This window comes from Buchnera aphidicola (Takecallis taiwana), from assembly GCF_039355125.1.
In the GTDB taxonomy this organism is placed as follows: Bacteria; Pseudomonadota; Gammaproteobacteria; order Enterobacterales; family Enterobacteriaceae; genus Buchnera_L; species Buchnera_L aphidicola_AG.
This window is the reverse complement of record NZ_CP134979.1, coordinates 146,345-164,885: the sequence shown is the minus strand read 5'-3', so window position 1 is coordinate 164,885 and position 18,541 is coordinate 146,345. Positions and strand designations below refer to the sequence as shown.

Sequence of the window (18,541 nt, the reverse complement as noted above, 5' to 3'; positions counted from 1 at the left end):
ACAACCTCTTATGCTAAACGTGGATTAATTTTTTTAGTATTAATATTAAATTTTAGTATTGCATCCCAAACAATATCTTTATCTATTACTGCACAATTAGATAATTCTGTTAATGCTGCAATAACAATATAATGTGCACTAATTTCAAAATAATAACGTAAATTTTTACGACTATCTGAACGACCAAATCCATCGGTTCCTAATACTCGATACGTTTTAGCTGGAACATAGTGTCGTACTTGATCAGCAAATAATTTCATATAATCAGTAGCTGCTACCGCTGGATCAGAATTCATAATTTGAGTAATATAAGGAATTTTAGGCTGATCATGAGGATGTAACATATTCCATCTTTCACAATCTTGCCCATCTCGTGCTAATTCTGTAAACGATGTCACGCTATAAATGTCAGATCCAATATGATAATCATTGTATAAAATCTCTGCAGCATCTATTATGCTTCTTAAAATTGCTCCAGAACCCATTAATTGTACTTTATGTGTTTGAGTATGTAATGAACGTAATTTATAAATTCCTTTTTTAATACCTTCTTCAACATTGCAAGGCATTTCAGGCATAAAATAATTTTCATTCATTGTAGTAATATAATAATATATATTTTCCTGAGAAGATCCATACATTCTCTGTAATCCATCTTGTATAATGACAGCAATTTCATACGAATACGCCGGATCATAAGAAATACAATTAGGTACAGTCAGAAAATGAATATGACTATGTCCATCTTCATGTTGTAATCCTTCACCATTTAGAGTCGTTCTACCAGAAGTAGCTCCAATTAAAAACCCTCTTGCTTGCTGATCTCCAGCTGCCCAACATAAATCGCCAATACGTTGAAATCCAAACATGGAATAATAAATATAAAACGGAATCATAGGAAAATTATTATTACTATATGAAGTTGCAGCAGCTAACCAAGAAGATGCAGCACCTAATTCATTAATACCCTCTTGTAATATCTGTCCATTTTTATTTTCTTTATAATAAGCTAATTGATTTTTATCTTGAGGGGTATACTTTTGACCATCAACATTATAAATACCAATTTTTCTAAATAAACCTTCCATTCCAAATGTACGAGCTTCATCAGCAATAATAGGGACAATACGTTCTTTTAAAAATTTAAAGTCTAATAATATATTTAATATACGTACAAAAATCATTGTTGTAGAAATCTTACGATTCTGAGCTACCAATACTGAATTAAAGTTGTCTAAAGTTGGTAAATGTAATGTTTCTGTAAAGTTAGATCTTCTAGTAGGAATATAACCGCCTAGTGTTTTTCTCCTATCATGCAAATAATTATATTCTATAGAATTTTTATTAAAAGTTACATATGGAAGATCAGGAATATTTTCTTCTAAAATAGGTAAATTAAATCGTTGACAAAAATATTTTAAATCACAAATATTCATTTTTTTAATTTGATGTGCAACATTTTTTCCTTCTGCTAAACGACCCATTCCATACCCTTTTATTGTATGAATTAAAATGACAACAGGTTTATTTTTTGATTTCTTAGCTTTATAAAAAGCAGAGAAAATTTTTTTGGGATCGTGTCCACCTCTATTTAATAACCAAATTTCTTCATCAGACATATCTTTTACTAATTCTAATGTTTCTGGGTATTTTCCAAAGAAATGTTTTCTAATATACGCACCATCTTTTGACTTAAATGTTTGATAATCACCATCTAAAGTTTCATTCATCAATTGCACTAATTTACCACTTACATCTTTTTTTAATAAGATATCCCATCGATCACCCCAAATTACTTTGATAATTTTCCATCCAGCACCATAAAATAAACTTTCTAATTCATTGATAATTTTACCATTACCAATTACAGGACCATCTAAACGTTGTAAATTACAATTTATTACATAAATTAAATTATTTAATTTTTCTCTAGCAGCAACAGTAATTGCACCTTTAGATTCTGGTTCATCCATTTCTCCATCACCTAAAAAAGCATATACTGTTCTATTTTGTGTATTTTTTAAGTTTCTATTCTCTAAATATTTTAAAAATTTTGCTTGATAAATAGAATTGATTGGACTTAGTCCCATAGAAACAGTAGGAAATTGCCAAAATTCAGGCATTAATTTTGGATGCGGATATGAAGATAATCCATCACCTAATACTTCTTGTCTAAAATTATTAATTTGACTTTCGCTTAATCTTCCTTCTAAAAAAGCACGTGCATAAATACCTGGCGCAATATGTCCCTGGAAATATATTAAATCGCCATCACAATTTTTATTTACAGCACGAAAAAAATGATTAAAACAAACTTCGTAAATTGTTGCAGATGATTGAAATGATGATAAATGCCCTCCAAGTTCTAAATTTTTATTAGAAGCACGTAACACCATAACAATTGCATTCCACCGTATAAATGAACGAATTCTTTTTTCTATATCTAAATTACCTGGATATTTTTTTTCTTGATTAACAGGTATAGTATTAATATAATCAGTAACAAAATCATGCATTGTATCAGATACTCTATATTTCTTGAATTTTGTTATTAATTTTTTTATTATAAATTTCGCGCGATGTATTCCATCTTTTAAAATAATTGACTCAATAGAATCCGTCCATTCAATAGTTTCAATAGGATCAATATCATACTGAGAATCATTTGACATGCTGAATATTCCTTTATTTATTTACAATGACTGTTTTATTTAATATACTAGTAATAATTTTAAATAATAAAAAAACTGAACAATTTATTGAATATATAACATATAACGTATATATATATCAAACATATTACACCTAATATTAAAACAATGTACCATCATTAAAAATTGTATTTTCCTGCTCTAGTACCCTAATAAATGTCGTTCTTTTATTTAATTCTTTAATTTCCCTAGCACCAACATAAGTACAAGATGATCTTAAACCACCTAATATATCAAGTACTGTATTTTTCACTGGACCTTTCAATAATAATTTTACTAATTTACCTTCATCTGTTTTATAACCAGCAACTTTCCCCATATGCAATTTCATAGCGTTTTTAGAACTCATTCCATAAAATAACATAAATTTGTCATTATTCTCTGTAATAATTTTACCTTCACATTCATTATGTCCAGCAAATATACCACCTAACATTACAAAATCAGCGCCTGCTCCAAATGCTTTAGCGATATCACCAGAATTAATACAACCTCCATCACTAATAATATGTCCTTGTAAACCATGAGCAGCATCTGCACATTCAATAATAGCAGATAATTGAGGATAACCAACTCCCGTTTTAGTACGTGTGGTACAAACAGAACCTGGTCCAATACCAATCTTAACAATATCCGCACCAGAAAGTAATAAAGCTTCAACCATTTCTCCAGTTACTACATTACCAGCACAAATAATTTTATTTGGGAACTTAGTACGTATTTTTGTTACAAATTGAATTAAATTATCTGAGTACCCGTTTGCTATATCAATACAAATATATTTTAATAACGGTGATAACGATAATATCTTTTTTAATTTAGTATAATCAGCATCCGAAACACCAGTTGAAACCATAATATAATCAAAAAAATCATGCGGTACATGGGTAATAAAACTTCTCCATTCATTCACAGTATAATACTTATGTATAGCTGTTATAATATTGACAGCAGATAATTGTACAGCCATATTAAATGTACCTACAGTATCCATATTTGATGCAATAATTGGAATACCCGAACTAATCATATTAGAGTATTTAAAATGAATATTTCTCTTTAAATTAACTTCAGAACGACTTTTTAATGTTGATCTTTTTGGTGTAATTAAAACATCTTTAAAACCTAATTTAATACCTTCTTCAATACGCATAAATCTGTTCCAATAATATACTGTTGAAATTGTTTTATATAAATTATATTGATAATAATAAAAAAATAAAAAATTTTTAATCATACATTACTATATATAAAATATTTTTTTAATTATATTTGCACTAATTTCATATTTTAACGTATCTAACATTTTAGAAAATACAAAAAACGATTCTTTAATATATTCGTGTTTAGGATTTTTTTGAGCATAACCTCGTAAATGTATTCCATGACGTAAATATTCCATAAATGATAAATGTTCTTTCCAAAAAAAATCTACAGTATTTAACATAATATTTTTTTCCATGATTCGAATATTATTATACCCTGTAATTTTTTCTACCTTACGATAATGATGCTGTACTTTTCTATAAATTTTATGTAAAATACAAGTAGTAGAAATACTAGTATTATCTTTCAACCATCGTTCTATTGGAATAAATAAATTAAAATCATTTTTAAAAATCGACATCAAAATTTGAATATTCCATTTAATATTAGGAACATTATTAGAACAATGTAATTTTAAAATCCTATAAATGACATGCAAGAAATTCCTTAACACAATATATTTACTATTTTTAGTATTTAAAATATCATCTCGAATAAAATAAAAAATATTTCTATGTGTATTTAAAATGTCATCATATTCTAATAATTCTTTTCGAATTTCAAAATTATAATTTTCTACTCTTTTTTGAGCATACGTAATAGCGTTCATTATCCAATTATGTTCGATAGGTTTATCAGAGTGTGTATTAAATTTTAAAATAAAATTTTTCATACTGTTTGATATAAAAATACGTATTAAAGGATCTTCTAAAGATAAATAAAACCTTGATGAACCTGGTGCGCCTTGTCTTCCTGTCCTACCTATTAATTGATTATCAATTCTACGTGATTCATGACGCTCAGTTCCAATAACATGTAAACCACCTAATGAGATTACATGATTGTGTTCTTTTAACCATTCTTCTTGTTTATACTGATCATGTATATCCACTGGTATTTTTGGATTTATTTTAATTATACCTCCCAAGATAATATCTGTACCCCGGCCTGCCATATTTGTTGAGATTGTTACAGCACTTAATTTTCCTGCTTTAGAGATAATATCAGCCTCTTTTTTATAAGATTTAGCATTTAAGACATTATGTTTAATGCCTAACTTCGTTAATTGTTTAGAAATAATTTCAGATTTTTGTATTGAAGTTGTACCAACTAAAACAGGTTGATTTTTTACAACATAATATTGAATATCTTTTATAATCGCATGTATTTTATCCCGTTCAGTAATATATATTAAATCAGTCAAATCTTTACGAATCATTGGATAATTTGTAGGTATTGTAACTGTCTTTAAACCATAAATCATTTCTAATTCAAATGCTTCGGTCGATGCAGTTCCTGTCATACCTGAAAGTTTTTTATACATTTTAAAATAATTTTGCAACGTTATAGATGCTAAAGTATGGTTTGTATGTAATATATTTATATTTTCTTTTGCTTCTATTGCTTGATGTAAACCATCTGACCATCTTCGATCCGGCATCATTCTACCTGTATGTTCATCAATAATAATTACTTTTTTATCTTTTATAATATAATCTATATCACGAAAAAAAATAAAATGTGCCCGTAAAGCAGAAATAATATGCTGTATGAAAACAAAATTTTGACTTGAGTATAGTGATTGACTATTTTTAATAAAATTACAATTCGATAATAAAGATTCAACTTTTTGTAAACCAAGCTCAGTTAAAAAAACTTGTTTACTTTTTTCATCAATAAAAAAATGTCCTGTATATTTAGCAGGATCCACAGATTCTATTTTTTGAAGTATAAAATGAGGAACTAATTTATTAATTATATGATACATTTCGATATTTTCTTTAGACGGACCCGAAATAATTAACGGGGTACGTGCTTCATCAATCAAAATAGAATCAACTTCATCAATTAAAGCATAAAATAAACCGCGTTGTACTTTTTGATCACAGGAAAATACCATATTATCACGTAAATAATCAAAACAAAATTCATGATTTGTACCGTAAGTAATATCAGCAAGATATGCTTCTTGCTTGTTTTTAATTGACATATTAGATAACAGGAGACCAACCTTTAATCCTAAAAATTCAAACAAAGTTTTATTTTTTTTAGCATCACGTTGTGCTAAATATTCATTCATAGTAACTATATGTACACCATGACCGCTAAGAGCGTTTAAATAAGCAGATAAAGTTGCAGTTAACGTTTTGCCTTCTCCAGTACACATTTCAGCAATACAATTTTCATATAAAATAATTCCTCCAGCTAATTGCACATCAAAATGCCTCATATGAAACACTCTCTTGCTTGCTTCACGCACTGTTGCAAACGCTTCAGGTAATAAACTATCTAAAGATGTACCACATTTTATAGCATGTTTAAAAATTTGAGTTTTTTTTTTAATTGATGATCTGTTAAAGAACTAAAACGATTTTCCAAATGATTTATATTATCTATAATGTGTTTTATTTTTTTTAATTTCAAGTAATTTTTATTTCTAAATAAAAAATCTATAATTTTTGAAAACATAAAAGATTCCTAATGAAAATCCTGATATATGATAGTAATTTATAAAATATACATAAAAATTCAAGAATATAATTAATAATTTTTGATAAATCCTGGAAATTATATATTTCCAATAAAATATTATATTAAATATATATTAATATTATTCTAATATATAATATTATTCTTGATTATATGTAATTGGTAACTTAAAAAAATTTGGATACTTCACATTAAGTAAATATAACCCACTAGGATTAGCAGTAGGAGCACAAAAAAAACGATTTTTTTTCTTTAAAACAGACATTATCCAGGAAATATTCTGTTTCATTTTACCAATTTCTAGCAAACATCCAATAATATTCCTAGCCATATATTGTAGAAATGAATTTGCTTCAATATCAACAAAAATAAATTTATTCCATTTATACACATCCATCGAAATAATTTTTCTAAATGGCGTACGAGATTGGCATTTTTTTGATCGAAATGAACTAAAATCATATTCTCCAATAAGTAATTGACTAGCTTGATGCATAGCTTGTACATTTAATAAAATATGTTCAAAATGAACACGATTCTTTAATATAGCTGACCTAATCACATTATTATAAATAATATATCGATAAGCACGAGAAATTGCACTATACCTGGCATGAAATACATCAGAAACTTGTTTAATCCATTGTATAGAAATATTTTTAGGTAAATAACTATTAATACCTAAAATCCAAGATATATTTTTACGAATAGCATGTGTTTCAAAATGTATAACTTGACCAATACTATGAACATATGCATCCGTTCTACCCGAACAAAAAACCTCTATTTTATGATTTGCGATCATAGAAATTGCTTTTTCTACTTCAAATTGTACACTTAAAATACCTGCTTTTTGTATTTGCCATCCATGATAATTACTGCCATCATATTCTAATCCCGCTGCAAATTTTATTATTTGTAGATTTTTATTCATAATTACCTTATAATTTTTAAAATTAAAATATTAAATCTAACACTAATAACAATAATAACCTTTATACAAAAAATAAATATTTAACATTATTTACTATACTATATAAATAATTAACATATTCTATTATAATAATTTCCTATTAATGTATATAATGAATTTATAAATCATATATTTATTACAATAAGTAAATCTGAATATTATAAGAGCATTTTATTATTTTCATAATACACATGAATATCTTAATGTAAAAATGTTGTACTAAAATTATTATTATTATAATAGCAATATTATATATAATAAATAATCCATGATCAATGACATGAAGGTAAATACATTCCATGCGAGTACTTAAATTTGGCGGAACATCTTTATCAAATTCACAAAGATTCTTAGATGTATCAAAAATCATCAAAAAAAAATTTCAATATGAAGAAATTGCTGTTGTATTATCTGCACCTGCAAAGATAACTAATTATCTAGAAAAAATTAATAAAAATATAATATTAAAATATGACTCCAACATGCTATTTCAAAAGATAGAAACAATTTTATACAATCTAATTATCGGAATAAAAAAATACCACCAAGAGTTCCCTGATATAGAAATGATTGAATATATCAATCAGAAAATCAAAAAAATAAAACATAACATAAAAAATATTAATTTCACTCAAAACAACATAGAAAAATTTTTTGCAAAAATTATATCACAAGGCGAAATTTTTTCTATAAAAATTATGCAAAAAATATTTCATTCACAAAAATACCCTGTATTCATACTAAATCCAGTTAAATATATTATTGCAAATAATAACTATCTTAATGCGCATGTAAAAATATCAGAATCAAAAATTAAAATCCAAAATTTAGATATACCAAAAAAACATATAATTTTTATGCCAGGATTTATTGCTGGTAATAAAAAACAAGAATTAGTAACTTTAGGTCGAAATGGATCTGACTACTCCGCTGCTATATTATCTGTATGTTTAAATGCCAATGCATGTGAAATATGGACTGATGTAGATGGAATCTATACCGCAGATCCAAGAATTGTACCACAAGCAAAATTACTACATACAATCTCTTATCAAAACGCAATAGAATTATCACATTTTGGGGCAAAGGTATTACATCCAAAAACTATTCTCCCATTATCACAATATAATATAAAATGTATTATTAAAAATACATACTTTCCAGAACATAGTGGTACAATAATTAAAAAAAATGTAGAAACTAATACACAAGATATTCAAGGTATTACATATATTAACAATGTTATAATAATTATCATTCAAGTAAATGAATCAAATTATCTTAACCCAATTACAAGAAAAATATTTTCAATTTTTTTAAATCGTAAGGTTCGTATCTTATCAACAACAAATTCACTTTTAGAAAATAAAGTTTTTTTTTATATTATAGAAAAAAACATACAAAAAATAAAAACTATCTTACAACAAGCATTAAAACAAGAATTAGATGATTGCATATTAAATATTATTAATATTAATCAAAAATTAAAAATGTTAGCAATTATTAGTACTAATATACACAATAATATACACACTAAAAGAAAAATTTTTGATTCCTTAAAAAAAACTGATTTAAATATTATATCTGTTAATAATCATTTTTCTAAAAATGCCATCGTAGTTCTTACAGACAATAACAACATTATTGAAAATATAAATATTATCCATAATAATACTATCCATAGTATAAATACTATTGAAATATTTATAATAGGTGTTGGAGGAATAGGAACAGCTTTAATTACACAAATAAAAAACCAACAAAAAAAATTACTTAGTAAAAATATACAATTTAAAATATGTGGTATTACTAATTCGAAACACATGGTAATAAATTTCCATGGTATTAATTTAAAATATTGGAAACAAGAATTACAACAATATAATCAAAAATTTTGTATACAAAAATTAATTGAATATGCTACAAACATTCACTGCAGTAATCCTGTTATTGTGGATTGTACAGCTAGTCAAGATATTACTAAAAACTATTGTAATATTTTAAAAAATAAAATTCATATTGTGACTCCAAACAAAAAAGCTAACACGAATAGTTGGCAAGAATATGAAAATATCAGAAATATTTCAATAAAATCTAATAAAAAATTTTTATATGAAACTAACGTGAGTGCCGGTTTACCAATTATTCAGACATTAAAAAATTTATTTTATTCTGGAGATGAATTAATTCAATTTAAAGGAATACTATCAGGATCATTATCATTTATTTTTGGAAAATTAGAAGAAGGATTATCAATTTCAGAAGCTACTATAATGGCTAAAAAACTCGGATTTACAGAACCAAACCCAAAAGACGATTTATCAGGCATGGATGTTGCTAGAAAATTACTAATTATAGCACGAGAAGCAGGATATCAGCTGGAACTAAAAGACATTAACATTATACCAATATTACCAAATACATTACTTCAATTAACAAATGAAGCCGATTTTATAAAAAAATTACCAGAATTAGATTCGTATTTTTTTGATAAAATTAAAAAATCTCAAGAAAATAAGAAAGTCTTAAGATTAATAGGAACAATTAAACAAAACGGATCATGTCAAGTCAAACTAACCGAAGTAGATAAAATGGATCCACTATATAATATAAAAGATGGTGAAAATGCACTAATAATATACAGCAAATATTATCAACCAATGCCTTTAATATTAAGAGGTTATGGTGCAGGAAATAATGTAACAGCTGCTGGAATTTTTTCTGATTTATTACAAATATTATCATAATAGTTAGGAATATCAATATGATAAAAATTTACGCGCCTGCTTCTATTGGTAATATCAATGTCGGTTTCGATGTATTAGGAGTAGCTATTTCACCTGAAAATAGAGAATTATTAGGTGATTGTGTGACAATTAAAGCAAATAATACCTTACATTTTCATAATACAGGAAAATTTGCATGCCAATTACCACAAAATATAGAACAAAATATAGTTTGGAAGTGTTGGAATCATTTCTGTAACATTATAGGAAAAAAAATACCTGTATCAATTACTTTAGAAAAAAATATGCCAATTGGATCTGGACTTGGATCCAGTGCTTGCTCAATTTCTGCTACTTTAGTTGCAATGAATCAATTTTGTAAACAACCATTAGATGAACGTAAATTACTATCTTTAATGGGTAAAATAGAAGGTGAAATATCTGGAGAACCACACTATGATAATGTTGCACCATGTTATTATGGTGGTTTACAATTAATAATCAATGAGAATAATTACATTAGTCAATCAATTCCAGTATTTAAAAACTGGATATGGATTGTTGCCTGGCCAGGTATTAAAATATCAACATCGTCTGCTCGATCAATTTTACCCTCACAATATAATCAAAAAACTTGTATTGAACACAGTCGACTATTATCTGGTTTTATACATGCATCGCATACTCAACAAGAAAATTTAGCAATCCAATTAATGAGAGATATTATTGCAGAACCATATCGTATACAACTAATTCCAAATTTTTTAGAAATAAAAAAAAAAATATTAACACTTGGTGCAATTAATTTTGGTATCTCTGGCTCGGGACCAACAATTTTTGCAATTTGTAATGATAATATATCCGCTCAAAAAATATCAAAATGGTTAAAACATCATTATTTAAAAAATAAAACTGGTTTTGTACATATTTGTAAATTAGACACACAAGGCACGAGAAATATAGGAGATTAAAGTTTTATGAAATTATATAATTTAAAAAACTACTGTGAACAAGTCAACTTTCTACAAGCGGTAAAAATGGGATTAGGAAAAAATCAAGGATTATTTTTTCCAGTTGACCTGCCGATTATACCAAAAAAACAATTAAAACAAATCATAGAGATGGATTTTTTATCTCGTAGTGTAAAAATATTATCTATGTTAATTGGTTCAGAAATATCAATTTCTGATTTAGAAAAATATGTACGTCAAGCATTTTCTTTTCCAGGTCCGAATATTGTTCCAGTTACAAAAAATATATCATGTTGTGAGTTATTTCATGGACCGACATTAGCCTTTAAAGATTTTGGAGCACGATTCATGGCTCAAATAATCTCACATCTAAATATAGAAAATAATATTATTACTATACTAACTGCAACTTCTGGAGATACTGGAGCAGCTGTAGCACGTGCATTTTATGAATATAAAAATGTCCGTGTCGTTATTTTATATCCTAAGGGTAAAATTAGTACACTGCAAGAAGCCTTATTTTGCACATTAGGAAAAAATATTACCACTATTGCAATAGATGGTAGTTTTGATGAATGCCAAGCACTAGTAAAACAAGCGTTTAATGATCATCAATTACGACACGACACTGGTCTTAATTCTGCTAATTCAATTAATATTAGTAGATTATTAGCACAAATCTGTTATTTTTTTGAAGCATATGCTTTAATTTCAAAAGAACAGAGAAAAAAATTAGTTATTGCTGTACCTTGTGGAAATTTTGGAAATTTAACAGCTGGTTTATTAGCTAAATCCATGGGTTTACCTATTCAATCTTTTATTGCGGCTACTAATGCTAATGATACAGTACCAAGATTTTTAAAAACAGGAAAATGGAAGCCGTATGATTGTATTTCTACAATTTCTAATGCAATGGATATTAGTCGACCAAATAATTGGCCACGTGTTGAAGAACTTTTTTCAAGAAAAAAATGGAAATTAACAACATTAGGATTTGGTAGTGTATCCGATGCAATTACTGAACAAACTTTATTAAAATTACAAAATATAGGATATACATCTGAACCACATGCAGCAGTTGCGTATCAATTATTACAAAACCAACTAAAAGAAGACGAATTTGGATTATTTTTGGGCACAGCACATCCGTCAAAATTTAAAAATGTTATTGATAACATATTAAACATTAACATCCCTTTACCAGAAACATTAAAAGCACCATCAGAATTACCAATATTATCGCATTATATGAAACCAAATTTTAAGAAATTAAAACATTTCTTAACATCAGAATAAGAATATACGTTTAGAGAAGAATGTTTCATTTCTTCTCTAAGCAAGATTATATTTTAAACAAAAACTGTATAATATCTCCATCTTTTATAATATAATTTTTACCTTCTAATCTTATTTTACCAGATTCACGCATTTTATTATTATTTTTTAATTGAATAAAATCCATATAACTAATGACTTTTGCACGAATAAAACCTTTTTCAAAATCTGTATGTATTTTTCTAGCAGCTTGGATACTATTTGCTCCAATATTTATTGTCCATGCGCGTACTTCTTTTTTTCCAACGGTAAAAAAAGTCTGTAACCCTAATTGCTTATATCCTGTTTGAATAATATGATTGATTTTAGACTGTTTATTTTCATGCAGATGTAAATTATTATCAAAATTTCTTAATTGTAAATATGTATTTTTTGATTCCTTAAAAATTTGTACTGTAATACAAATGCTATTATTTAAAGAAATAAAATTTAATAATTTAGATAAAGAAACATTTTGACTTATATTATCAGAAACATTAGCAATATATATCATTGGCTTTAATGTAATAAAATTTAAATCACGCACTATACTAATTTCTTCATCACTAAATAATGACTTATTTAAAAAATTATTATTATTCAAGCAAAATAAACATTTCTCTAATATTTTTAATCTACCATGATCAATAATATTTTTTTTTTTTAATTTTAATATTTCTACTTGACATAATTGTAAATCTGATAAAATTAGTTCCATATTAATAATTTCAACATCATGTATCGGATTAATTGTATCATGCATATGCACGATATTATTATCATTAAAACACCGTACTACATGAATTAATAAATCCACACGATGTATATTATTTAAAAACTGATTACCTAATCCACACCCTTGAGATGCACCTTTGACCAATCCTGCGATATCTACAAATTCCATAAATGTAGTAACAATACGATTCGGATTTACAATATTTGCAATTTCATTTAAACGATCATCAAAAACTGGAGCTAAACCAATATTAGGTGTAATTGTACAAAAAGGAAAATTTTTTGCTGGAATTTTAGAATTTGTTAAAATATTAAATAATGTTGATTTGCCTACATTCGGCAAACCAATAATACCACACTTAAAACCCATACTATGCTCCAAAATTAATTATTCATACTATAAAATAAAATTATATTTTAATAAAATACGATCTATATTTATTAAAAAATACAATTGATTAATAATAATATATATGATCTGTAATAAATTGTATTTTTGATATTTAAAATGAAATATTATAAAAACTGATATAATGTTTAATAAATATATAGAAAATTTATACTAAAACATATCTTGAAAAATTTTTATTATATGTGATCAAACGGTAAATCTAATTACTAGTATGAGTTAATATTTTATAATTTTATACATATTATATAATATAACAAAAATATACATATTAAAATATCTGCAATATGAATACATACATCTGTTATAATAATATAAATATTATTGTTTAAAATTATTCCATATATCTATAAAATTTATTTTAAAAAATATCATTACAATAAAAATCTTTTTATATAGAAAATACTAATATTATTGCTGATCACGCAATCTCTGTACAGATACATTATACATTTACATATCATATTTATTTTTGTAATATGAGGATCAATTAATATTATTAATTAAGTAATATAATACAGTTTTAAATATGTATATTGAAATCTAATACTACAAGAAAAACATGTATAATCAAAATATATGACACTTAAATGTAACACTTTAAAAAATAGATTTAGAAATTTTTACCCTGTCGTAATAGATATCGAAACCACTGGTTTTAATTACAAAATTCATGCTTTACTAGAAATAGCTGTAATTACATTACACATGGATAAATATGGTTGGTTAAAAAAATCAAAAACCATACATTTTCATATTAAACCATTTTTAGGTTCTTTAATTGAAACATCATCATTTTTATTTAATAAAATTGATCCATTTAATCCATTAAGACAAGCTGTGCATGAAAAAGAAGCTTTGTTATGTATATTTGATATTGTGTATCAAGAAATGAAATCACACCAATGTCATAAAAGTATTATTGTTGCACATAATGCTAATTTTGATCATACTTTTTTAATGGAAGCAGTGAAAAGATGTAAAATAAAAAACAACCCTTTTCATCCATTTGTTACATTTGATACAGCCACACTCAGTGGCATGGCAATTGGGCAAACAGTATTAGCCAAATCATGTCAATCAGTTGGTTTATCGTTTGATAATAATCAAGCACATTCAGCTCTATATGATACTATACAAACTGCAAATTTATTTTGTACACTAATTAATAAATGGAAAAAATTAGGTGGTTGGCCTCCAAGACGGTAAATATCATTGCTTAATTAGATTAATGATAAATACATTAATCTAATTTTATTGATATATTATTTAACTTTTATACATTGTTGTAATATTTTTTTTAAATCTCCACTCTCGAATAATTTTACTATGATATCACAGCCACCAATTAATTCCCCTTGTACCCATAATTGAGGGAAAGTTGGCCAATTAGCATACTTTGGTAATGCAGTACGAATTTCTTCATTTTCTAAAATATTAACATATGCAAATTTTACATCACACAATGATAAAGCTTCCACAGCACGAGCAGAGTAGCCACAACTTGGTTTATCTGGTGTACCTTTCATATACAGTAAAATAGGATTCTCTTGAATTTGTTTTTTAATGTTTTTTACAATATGCATATTCACTCCTATATTTTATAAATACGTACGATAAAATAAAAATAATATTGTCATATATGAATATAATAAACTAAAAAATTACACATAATATTAAAAAAATATTTTACAAGTATTGTAATATAGTATATTATATATTATATGCATATATAATCGGGGCTGATTTTGGATTCGACAAAATTTTTAAATACTATTAGCGCATGCCGAGGATCGGTTGCCTCGTTAAAAACCGAAAATAAATAAATGCAGAAACCGAACAATACGCTTTAGCAGCTTAATAAACTTATAAAGCCCTTTTGTTATTCTTATTTATTCTTTTAAAAGAATAATATGTTTCAAAAAGGTAATTCAAAAGAAAAACATTATAAGATGTGCTCGTATCTTATATGATAAAATAAATAGAGATAGGTATTTACTAACATTGTCTTTTATGTGTTAATACTAAAAAATCAAAAGAATAAGCATGTAGTGCTATAGCTATAAATATTTTGGACGCGGGTTCAAATCCCGCCAGCTCCAAATGTATATAATATATACATCGAATATATATATCACGAATTATCCATATTAGATAGCATTGTAAAAAATTTATTTATATAATCCAAATGATAACATTTAAAAAAAATTTTTTGACCAATTCAGTTTTTTACGTAGTGCATTTAAATAATGATAATTCACAGGATGAATCAAATGAATAAAATATTTACTTTTATAGATAAATATTGTTTTTTCTTGAATAACTGATAATTTCACTTGACCATCGCAAGTAATTTGTAATTTTTTGGATAAATTAAATACTTTTAACATAATAATATTATTATCATTAATTACAATAGGTCGTGCAGATAATGTATGTGGCAACATTGGAACAATAGTAATAACTTTTGATGATAATGATAAAATTGGTCCTCCTGCAGATAGCGCATATCCTGTAGATCCGGTAGGAGTAGCAATAATAATACCATCAGATCGCTGATAAAATGCAAATTTTTTATCAATATATAATTCAAATTCAATCATACAAGACATGTTTTTAGAATGCAAAATAATCTCATTAACAGCAACACTATTTTTTTTTATCTTATTATTTAATACATCGACCTCCAATAAAAATCGCTTTTCTATATGATATATTCCTGACAAAATCTTTGATAACATAAGTAGCATATTATTAGGATTTAAGTCAGTTAAAAAACCTAAATTACCACAATTTACACCAATAATTTTGATAGGATAATATGATAATTGTCTTAAAATACATAACATATTACCATCACCACCGATTACTATACCTAAATCACATTTTTCGCCAATCTGTATAAATGTAGCAATATTCGGATTATTTACATTTAAAAATTTTGAAATACTTTCTTCAATAACAACATGATAACCCCGTTGTATTAACCAATCATGTAAAATTTTATGAGTTAAAAAACACTTAAAATCGCGAGGATGTCCTAAAATAGCAATCCACCGAAATTGTATTTTCATTACTGATATATTCCTTAAATAAAATAATAACATTAACAATATATTATTAAATAAAATAAAAAAATTGTTATAATATAATAATAAATATAATATTAAAAAACTAGAATATATGAATAACAATACAGACGAAAATAACATTACAGATATATATCAATTACAACAAAAATTAGATAATCTTATTAAAGAAAAAAAAGAAATTACATTACGAGCACAAGCAAATATTGAAAATATTAATAAAAAATATGTACAAAAAATCCAACAAATTCAACAAGATAATTTAAATACTTTTAAAAATACACTGACTCAGATAATAAAAACACTATCCAAAATATTTAAAATAACTAAAATATCGTCGATCAACCAAAATGCTATTATCTCCGGTATAAAACTAATCCATAAATCTTTATCTAATACTCTAAAAAAAATTCAATAAAATTTATATTCAGAAGAGGATCTCATATTAAAGATTTTACCAAAAAATAACATTTTTTTTTTGCTCAAATAAAATAGAATTTGTTTTAATAAAATGACGACAACCAAAAAAACTACGATATACGGCAAGCGGAGATGGATGTGACGCACATAAAACAATATGTTTATGACAATTAATAAAATCTTTTTTCTGTTGAGCATCGCGACCCCACAATAAAAAAATTACATTACTTAAAAAAGTACTAATATAAACAATAACTTGATTTGTGAATTGTTCCCAACCTAACTTAACATGCGACCTCGGTTTTCCGGATTCAACTGTTAAAATAGAATTTAATAGGAATACACCTTGCCGTGCCCACCTTAATAAACATCCATGAGAATAATAATCGTTTGGAAAATTAAAATTATTAGTAATTTCACGATAAATATTTTTTAAAGATGGAGGAATATTAAATCCAAATTTTACTGAAAATGCTAATCCGTGAGCTTGATTAATATTATAGTAAGGATCTTGTCCAATAATTACTACTTTAATTGATTGAAACGGTGTTAAATGAAAAGCAGAAAACACATCCTCTTTCGGAGGATAAATAATTTTACTAACTCGTTCCCGAGATACTTGTTGTAAAATTGTTAATATTTTTTTTTTTCTTTATAAAAAATATCATGCCAACTAAAATTTTTCATTGCATTAATAACCATATGAAATAAATAATCATAGTATACATAATATATGTATATTAATAAATACTATAATAAAATGCAAAATAACATTAAATACTATATTTAGAATATATAAGGTAATAATATGACTTTAGTTTCTCAACATGCACCAAATTTTGTTACTCAAGCTCTTATAAAAGATGGAACAATAGTAAACGATTTTAATTTTAAAAAATCCACAAAAAATAAATTAGTAGTTTTATTTTTTTGGCCTATGGATTTTACATTTGTTTGTCCAACAGAAATTGTTGCATTTAATGAATTATATATTGAGTTTAAAAAAAGAAATACCAAAATTATCGGCGTCTCAAGAGACTCAGTATTTGTACATCAAGCATGGCAAAACATAGATATTAAACAAGGCGGTATTGGTAGATTAAAATATACATTAGTTTCAGATATAAAAGGCGAAATCCAAGATGCATATGGAGTTGCACATCCTGAATTAGGAATTGCATTAAGAGCATCTTTTTTAATTGATAAATATGGGATTATCAAACATCAGACAGTAAATGACTTGCCATTAGGACGTAATATAAAAGATATGCTAAGAATAATAGATGCCGTTACATATCATGAACAATATGGTGAAGTTTGTCCAGCAAATTGGATAAAAGGCGAAAAAACTATGCATCCATCAAAATCAGGGCTTATAAAATATTACCAAAAATAGTAAATACATAGAACCAGCATAAATATTACTGCTGGTTTTTT

General features: G+C 25.8%; 14 protein-coding genes, 1 other RNA gene and 1 pseudogene. 7 read left to right on the top strand and 9 right to left on the bottom strand.

The genetic code is table 11. The features are described 5' to 3' along the window. Window positions 1–8 precede the first annotated feature (8 nt). From aceE to truA, 5 genes and pseudogenes are all read right to left on the bottom strand, one after another. Window positions 9–2,672 (bottom strand): pyruvate dehydrogenase (acetyl-transferring), homodimeric type, encoded by a 2,664-nt coding sequence (gene aceE / locus RJT54_RS00730; RefSeq protein WP_343128320.1) that lies wholly within the window; start codon window positions 2,670–2,672, stop codon window positions 9–11. 139 nt (window positions 2,673–2,811) lie between these two features. Beyond that, complete coding sequence (locus RJT54_RS00725; protein WP_343128319.1) at window positions 2,812–3,864, bottom strand: GMP reductase; 1,053 nt, start codon at window positions 3,862–3,864, stop codon at window positions 2,812–2,814. A 108-nt stretch (window positions 3,865–3,972) separates the two neighbouring features. After that, window positions 3,973–6,288 (bottom strand): annotated as a pseudogene (gene secA, locus RJT54_RS00720) (preprotein translocase subunit SecA); the annotation flags it as partial. Next, window positions 6,285–6,446, bottom strand: coding sequence for a hypothetical protein (locus RJT54_RS00715; protein ID WP_343128318.1), 162 nt, complete (start codon window positions 6,444–6,446; stop codon window positions 6,285–6,287). The pseudogene secA and the gene RJT54_RS00715, both read right to left, overlap by 4 nt. A gap of 160 nt (window positions 6,447–6,606) precedes the next feature. Further along, window positions 6,607–7,404 (bottom strand): tRNA pseudouridine(38-40) synthase TruA, encoded by a 798-nt coding sequence (gene truA, locus RJT54_RS00710; protein ID WP_343128368.1) that lies wholly within the window; start codon window positions 7,402–7,404, stop codon window positions 6,607–6,609. A 335-nt stretch (window positions 7,405–7,739) separates the two neighbouring features. Between truA and thrA the strand changes: the two genes are divergently transcribed. The 3 genes from thrA to thrC are packed head-to-tail and all read left to right on the top strand — an operon-like array spanning window position 7,740 to window position 12,433. Further along, window positions 7,740–10,187 (top strand): bifunctional aspartate kinase/homoserine dehydrogenase I, encoded by a 2,448-nt coding sequence (gene thrA, locus RJT54_RS00705; protein WP_343128317.1) that lies wholly within the window; start codon window positions 7,740–7,742, stop codon window positions 10,185–10,187. 17 nt (window positions 10,188–10,204) lie between these two features. Continuing rightward, window positions 10,205–11,137 (top strand): homoserine kinase, encoded by a 933-nt coding sequence (gene thrB / locus RJT54_RS00700; RefSeq protein ID WP_343128316.1) that lies wholly within the window; start codon window positions 10,205–10,207, stop codon window positions 11,135–11,137. A 6-nt stretch (window positions 11,138–11,143) separates the two neighbouring features. Continuing rightward, window positions 11,144–12,433 carry a threonine synthase gene (gene thrC / locus RJT54_RS00695; RefSeq protein ID WP_343128315.1) on the top strand — a complete coding sequence of 430 codons (1,290 nt, stop codon included), beginning with the start codon at window positions 11,144–11,146 and terminating at the stop codon, window positions 12,431–12,433. A gap of 46 nt (window positions 12,434–12,479) precedes the next feature. On the opposite strand, the gene ychF is transcribed toward thrC, so the two are convergent. Beyond that, window positions 12,480–13,556, bottom strand: a complete 1,077-nt coding sequence (gene ychF / locus RJT54_RS00690; RefSeq protein ID WP_343128314.1) for a redox-regulated ATPase YchF — start codon at window positions 13,554–13,556, stop codon at window positions 12,480–12,482. A gap of 618 nt (window positions 13,557–14,174) precedes the next feature. On the opposite strand from ychF, the gene rnt reads away from it, so the two are divergent. Continuing rightward, window positions 14,175–14,804: a ribonuclease T gene (rnt, locus tag RJT54_RS00685; protein WP_343128313.1), complete on the top strand. Its 630-nt coding sequence runs from the start codon at window positions 14,175–14,177 to the stop codon at window positions 14,802–14,804. A 56-nt stretch (window positions 14,805–14,860) separates the two neighbouring features. Here rnt and grxD read toward each other — a convergent pair whose 3' ends face one another. After that, entirely contained in the window at window positions 14,861–15,181 is a 321-nt protein-coding gene (gene grxD / locus RJT54_RS00680; protein WP_343128312.1) for a Grx4 family monothiol glutaredoxin, read from the bottom strand. Between the two features lie 152 nt (window positions 15,182–15,333). Between grxD and ssrA the strand changes: the two genes are divergently transcribed. Beyond that, window positions 15,334–15,698, top strand: a transfer-messenger RNA (tmRNA) gene (gene ssrA, locus RJT54_RS00675). A gap of 95 nt (window positions 15,699–15,793) precedes the next feature. Here the strand turns inward: ssrA and nadK are convergent. Beyond that, window positions 15,794–16,669, bottom strand: coding sequence for an NAD(+) kinase (gene nadK / locus RJT54_RS00670; protein ID WP_343128311.1), 876 nt, complete (start codon window positions 16,667–16,669; stop codon window positions 15,794–15,796). A gap of 109 nt (window positions 16,670–16,778) precedes the next feature. On the opposite strand from nadK, the gene grpE reads away from it, so the two are divergent. Beyond that, window positions 16,779–17,102: a nucleotide exchange factor GrpE gene (gene grpE, locus RJT54_RS00665; protein ID WP_343128310.1), complete on the top strand. Its 324-nt coding sequence runs from the start codon at window positions 16,779–16,781 to the stop codon at window positions 17,100–17,102. A 36-nt stretch (window positions 17,103–17,138) separates the two neighbouring features. Here the strand turns inward: grpE and ung are convergent, their stop codons facing one another. Then, window positions 17,139–17,744 carry a uracil-DNA glycosylase gene (ung, locus tag RJT54_RS00660; RefSeq protein WP_428994177.1) on the bottom strand — a complete coding sequence of 202 codons (606 nt, stop codon included), beginning with the start codon at window positions 17,742–17,744 and terminating at the stop codon, window positions 17,139–17,141. 168 nt (window positions 17,745–17,912) lie between these two features. Here ung and RJT54_RS00655 point away from each other — a divergent pair, with 168 nt between their 5' ends. Beyond that, entirely contained in the window at window positions 17,913–18,500 is a 588-nt protein-coding gene (locus RJT54_RS00655; RefSeq protein ID WP_343128309.1) for a peroxiredoxin, read from the top strand. Window positions 18,501–18,541 lie beyond the last annotated feature (41 nt).